Here is a 5,860-nt window from a genome sequence, read left to right on the forward strand (position 1 = left end):
CATGTACGGTGGTGTGAGAGGTCGGAAAGCGAAAGTAGGAAGAAAACAACTTCGTTTTCCTCCTACTCGATTGGTTTAGTTTTTACATCGCTACTCTTTATCATCTACTTTTAAAAAACAACATTGTCATTGTTATTGTTATTTGTAGCTTACAGGTTTGTTTGTTCTTAAAAATTCCTGTATGTTTATTGTGTAATTAAATTAAGTAATAGTAACATGTTAAAAGTAGTAGCATTTATGAGGCAAGTGGCTAATGGGCTACAAATGGGGGGAAACTTTGGGACGGCTCACGTATATCGTAGCAGTCTCAATGCCATTATTGTTTATTGTGGGAAAGGAGACTTTACTTTTGATAAAGTAACTCCGGTATGGTTGAAAGGTTTCGAGATACATCTTCGTAGTCGTGGTTGTAGCTGGAACACTGTTTCAACTTATTTGCGTACATTTCGTGCAGTCTATAATCGTGCGGTCAATCTTCGAAAAGCACCTTATGTACCGAATTTGTTTCATTCGGTTTATACCGGTACGCGTGCTGATCGTAAACGGGCTTTATGTGAGGAGGATATAAAGAAAGTATTTGCAAAATTGCATCCATCAGTTTCAACTCCGGCTTTGCGGTGTACACAAGAATTATTTACTCTGATGTTTTTGCTTCGTGGTTTGCCTTTTGTCGATCTCGCTTATTTGCGAAAGGATGATTTGCGTGATAATGTGATTACTTATCGCAGGCGTAAGACGGGGCGTACTTTGTCAGTGACATTGACTCCGGAGGCAATGATTTTGGTGGAGAAATACATGAATCGTGACATTTCTTCTCCTTACCTTTTCTCATTGTTGAAAAGCCGTGAAGGAACAAAAGAGGCATATCGAGAATATCAGTTGGCATTACGCACATTTAATCGGCAATTGATGTTGTTGGGTGAATTGTTGGGACTAGGTGATAAATTGAGTTCATACAGTGCCCGCCATACGTGGGCTACAACAGCGTATTATTGTGAAATTCATCCGGGCATCATTTCCGAAGCGATGGGGCACTCGTCCATTACGGTGACGGAGACTTATCTGAAACCTTTTCAGAATAAGAAAATAGATGAAGCAAACAAACGGGTTATTGATTTTATCCGATATTCGGTTAGAAATGCAATTTGCTGAAAATAAGCCTGTTACTTTGTAGGTAACAGTCTTCATAAGATTCGGCAAATATAGAAATTGATTTTGAAATAAGAAAACAAAACTAACACTTTTTTTGCAGGTTTTTATAAAAAAGCAAACTATTTGCTAAAATGAAAAACATTTCAAGCTAAGTCAAGCAAGTTTATCGTATAAATATTCCATTCGTATCCACCATTTGGAAACGATCTTTTAGAGTTGGCAACTGTATTCACAGTCTGCACGACCTCCCTTTCTTATTTTCATCCCTATCAATCCCGTTCAGAGGACGCTTCCTGCTGTTTGAGAAGGCATGTGCCGTTACCTACAAAGTAACGGGCATGCTATTATTGAAACTTAGTGTTTAATAATATATTATTAATGTAATTTTTAAGTAGTTATGAAGAAAAAGTTTGTAAAAGTGATGCTCTTCGGGGCGCTGGCGCTTTCTGCTATCAGCTACGTAGGATGCAAAGACTACGATGATGATATAGATGGTTTGCAACAGCAGGTCGACGCCAATAAGAGTAAAATTGAAGAGGTGGAAGCTGCAATGAAAGCCGGTAAATTTATTGTCAGCTATACTCCCGTAGCAAATGGTTATGAATTGTCTCTTTCTGATGGTTCTAAATTGACTATCACCAATGGTAAAGATGGAGAGAACGGGCAGCCTGGACTAAATGGCGAAACGGTAATTCCTAAATTTAAAGTGTCTAGTGACAACTATTGGCAGGTAAGTACTGATGATGGTAAAACCTATGAGTATGTTTTGGATGCAGATGGAAATAAGGTTAATGCTACTGGGAAGAAGGGAGAACAAGGTGAACCTGGTCAGCCTGGTGAACCAGGTCAGGATGCATCAGCGAATGTATCTATTAATAAAGATGGATATATCGTTATTGGTGATGTTGTGACAAACTTGAAAACTGATACAAAAGTTCCTTCTATTGTTATAAATGAGGTGGATGGTTTGTATGTCATCACTCTTGACGGTAAAGAATATAAAATGTTGGCAGAAGGTTCTGCTTATAATGGTTTGCAAAGCATTATTTACAGAAGACAAGCTGCTAATGATAAAGATGATTTTGTAAAATCAATCGGGTTGATGTCGTCCGATGATCCTGATGCGGAGTTATTGGCAACCAGTGCTTCTGTGGCTACTTTTAAAGTATGGCCTACTACACTGGATCTGGGTAAAGCTGTATTTGCATTTACCGATACATACAAAACCAGAGCACTTGTTCCTGCATTGAAATATGTAGAAGGTAGTGCAAAATGGGTGGATAATCGGCAAGGTATCTTGAGTGTAAATATGATTTCCGAAAACATTGAAGTTGATAAACCTTACGCTTCTTCTTTGGATGTAACAATTAACGGTTATACAACAGCCTCTGATTATTTCAACTTCAAAGCTGAAAAATGGACTCCGGCTGATTTGAGTTTTGTGCATACAAAAGATGCAGTTGAAGTTCCTACTGATATTTTGGCTGATGCAACTACCGAATCCGATTTTTCATCTTATGTTGAATATACATTTGTTTATAATAAATCTTATAATTTGAATGATTCTGTAGCTTTAGGACATGGGGTAGAAGAGGATTTTATTTCAATGGCTGATTTAGGATTTAGTGGTATCACTGTTGAATTCAAACAAACAGCTGATAAGGCAAAAGGTATCTTTGAAATTAAAGACGGTGTTATTACAGCTAAATCTAGTGAGCAAGCTTCAGCTATCAATGAATTATGCTATGTGACAGCAACTTATAAGAATGAAAAGGGTACGGAAATCATTTCTTATGATTTTGCAGTGAAAGCTGTTCGCGAGCAGCAAGTGGCTCCGGCATTGGTTGATATTGATGTAGAAACGAAAGATGCAGCCGCAGCTGATAAGTTAGCTAAATTGCAGTATAGCACAAGTGAACAAACGATTGACTTGAATGTTCGTGCATTCTTGAGCTCACTGGGTGGACGTGATTATATGTCTGACAATGAAAACGTAGATCCTGTTAAATATGGTTTGTATTACTTGACTACTGAAGATGGTAAGACTTATGCTAATAAGGTTAATGCATATATTGAATTTACGCCGGGTACAAGCACAGATTTGGATAATCTTAAATTGATATTCCCTGCCGGAACTGTTATCAATGGAGATCAGCAGTTGTATTCATTCGAAACATGGCCAGGTGGTGGAAGCTCAAAATATGAAATTACAAATTCTGAAGAATATGCATGGCGTAAATCCACAACAACTCATCGCGTTAACGGTTCTAACAAACAGTATACTTTGAAATTGAAGGATCTTGTTAAGTGCGAGCGTAAAGTAATCATCAAGCAAAATAGTGCATTTGTCGTAGATGGTAAGACAACTATTACCGGTGCATGGACTGAAGCTGATAAGTCATTCAGTATGACTGCTGATTTGAAAGTTCTTTATGCTGCATATAATACAGATAACAGTGCTTCTAGTGAAGTGATCGAATATTATCTGGCTCCGCAAGAAAAACAATCTGATGCTGTTAAAGCTGTTTATAGTCAGATAAATATTGCTGGTAATGTCATTACTGTAACTCCGGATGTAGATGTGAAGACTTTAGGGGCTATCAAGATCGGAGCTAAAATACAAGGAACCGATATTGAAGCTACTATTCTTGATATAAATGGAAAAGATGTGACTTATTGTGAACCAGTATTGCGTTCTCCGCTTGATGTTTTATCTTACAAGTCTTCTATTGATTGGAATATTGATGGTGACCAGAATAAGACTATCAATGTAGGAGAGAAAGCAGAAATCAAGATGTCTGACAAGGATATTAATGTAACTAAAAAGAATGTAGTTATTGAAAAGGGTGTAGCGAAAGCTCCTTGGGCTACTGCTTATGGCATTGATGCTGCTGCTATTACTTATGCAATTGATGGATATAGTGCTACTGTAAATGAGGGTACCTATACTATTGCTCCGTCAACAGGTGTGATTACATGTAACAACACAGCGATTGTTCAGTCATTGGATATCTATGTGAAAGTAACTGTAAAACATAACTGGGGTACAGAAACTATTAAGAGAATAACAGTGAAAGCTTCTCTGAAATAGTCCCATATTTATGTTTTAGATAAAAAGAAAGGGTAACTTTTTTCCTTTGTGTGGAGTTACCCTTTTATTGATAATATAATTGCTCCGATGTGGTGGCGTCGGATATGATTGATCGAATTATTCATCTTTGTGAAAAGGTGGATATATTATTTCCCACTAAGGATTTTGACATCCTTAATTTATTAAATGAAAAAAAGGTAAGGACCGTACTTGTGAAAGACCGGTCTAATAATGAACCTTTATTTCGAAGGGCGTTCCAATTTTCCCTTATTTCCCTGGAACGCCCTTTTTTTATTATATAAATAACAAAGAAAGGTTTATAGTTTGAGAAACTCAATTTCCTTTTATGATGATTCTGACGGGAAATGGTAAACTATGAAAAACTTGTTAAAAAGTAGACAGGGGGTATATTTAGTTCTTTTGTTTTTTCTGCAGATTTGGGAGTAGTCTCCCTTTTTTTGTCTTAATTTGCATCTCAAATTCATTCTTAAAACGAATTTACTATGCGTTACTCCGTCATAATTCCCGTTTATAATCGTCCCGATGAAGTGGATGAATTATTGCAAAGTCTTACTGTGCAACACTTTAAGGATTTTGAAGTTGTTGTTGTTGAAGATGGTTCTTCCATTCCCTGCAAAGGAGTAGTAGACCGGTATACAGATCGGTTGAATATAAAATATTTCTCTAAACCCAATTCCGGTCCGGGACAAACCCGTAATTACGGAGCAGAACGTAGCGAAGGCGAATACCTTATTATATTGGATTCTGATGTCATCCTTCCCGAAGGCTACTTCGATGCGGTAGAGAAGGAGCTTACCACTTCTCCTGCCGATGCTTTTGGTGGCCCCGACCGTGCACACGATTCTTTCACTGATATTCAGAAGGCAATTAACTATTCCATGACCTCTTTCTTCACGACCGGAGGTATCCGTGGCGGAAAAAAGAAGATGGACAAATTCTATCCCCGTAGTTTTAATATGGGAGTTCGCCGGGCAGTGTACGAGGCTTTGGGAGGTTTTTCAAAGATGCGTTTTGGGGAGGATATTGATTTCAGTATCCGTATCTTTAAGAATGGGTACACTTGTCGTCTTTTTCCTGATGCTTGGGTATATCATAAACGTCGGACTGACTTGAAAAAATTCTTCAAGCAGGTGCATAATTCCGGCATTGCCCGTATTAATCTTTATAAGAAATATCCGGATTCTCTGAAACTGGTGCATTTGCTTCCAGCCGTATTTACATTGGGAGTGGCGCTTCTATTATTAGGAACCCCCTTCTGCCTCTTCAGTTTCACGCCGATCATTCTCTATGCATTGCTCGTATGCATTGATTCTACTATTCAGAATAAAAGTCTGTCTATTGGCGTTTATTCCATTGCCGCCGCATTTATACAGCTTATAGGCTATGGTACAGGTTTTTGGCGCGCATGGTGGCAGCGTTGTATCAGAGGGAAGGATGAGTTTGAGGCTTTCCAAAAGAATTTTTATAAGTAATCCATTTTTTATTTGCCTATTACCATTCCTATTTTTGTTTAAAAGGAATGTTGTCTGACACCCGGGTCTCAATACGTCTGACACCCGGGTGTCAGGTATAGTGCCTGTTGCACAACTCAATCAT

At 38.1% G+C, this 5,860-nt stretch carries 3 protein-coding genes; all 3 read left to right on the forward strand.

The features are described from left to right. Window positions 1-216: 216 nt before the first annotated feature. The 3 genes from DXB58_RS27400 to DXB58_RS27410 all read left to right on the forward strand — a co-directional run bounded on the left by DXB58_RS27400 (window position 217) and on the right by DXB58_RS27410 (window position 5,736). Window positions 217-1,152 (forward strand): site-specific integrase, encoded by a 936-nt coding sequence (locus DXB58_RS27400; protein ID WP_122138867.1) that lies wholly within the window; start codon window positions 217-219, stop codon window positions 1,150-1,152. 397 nt (window positions 1,153-1,549) lie between these two features. Then, a complete protein-coding gene (locus DXB58_RS27405) occupies window positions 1,550-4,243 on the forward strand; it encodes a PL29 family lyase N-terminal domain-containing protein (RefSeq protein WP_122138868.1) in 2,694 nt (897 codons plus the stop codon). A 503-nt stretch (window positions 4,244-4,746) separates the two neighbouring features. Then, window positions 4,747-5,736, forward strand: coding sequence for a glycosyltransferase family 2 protein (locus DXB58_RS27410; protein WP_122138869.1), 990 nt, complete (start codon window positions 4,747-4,749; stop codon window positions 5,734-5,736). Window positions 5,737-5,860: the final 124 nt, after the last annotated feature.

Source organism: Bacteroides sp. OM05-10AA, assembly GCF_003439055.1.
GTDB lineage: Bacteria > Bacteroidota > Bacteroidia > Bacteroidales > Bacteroidaceae > Bacteroides > Bacteroides intestinigallinarum.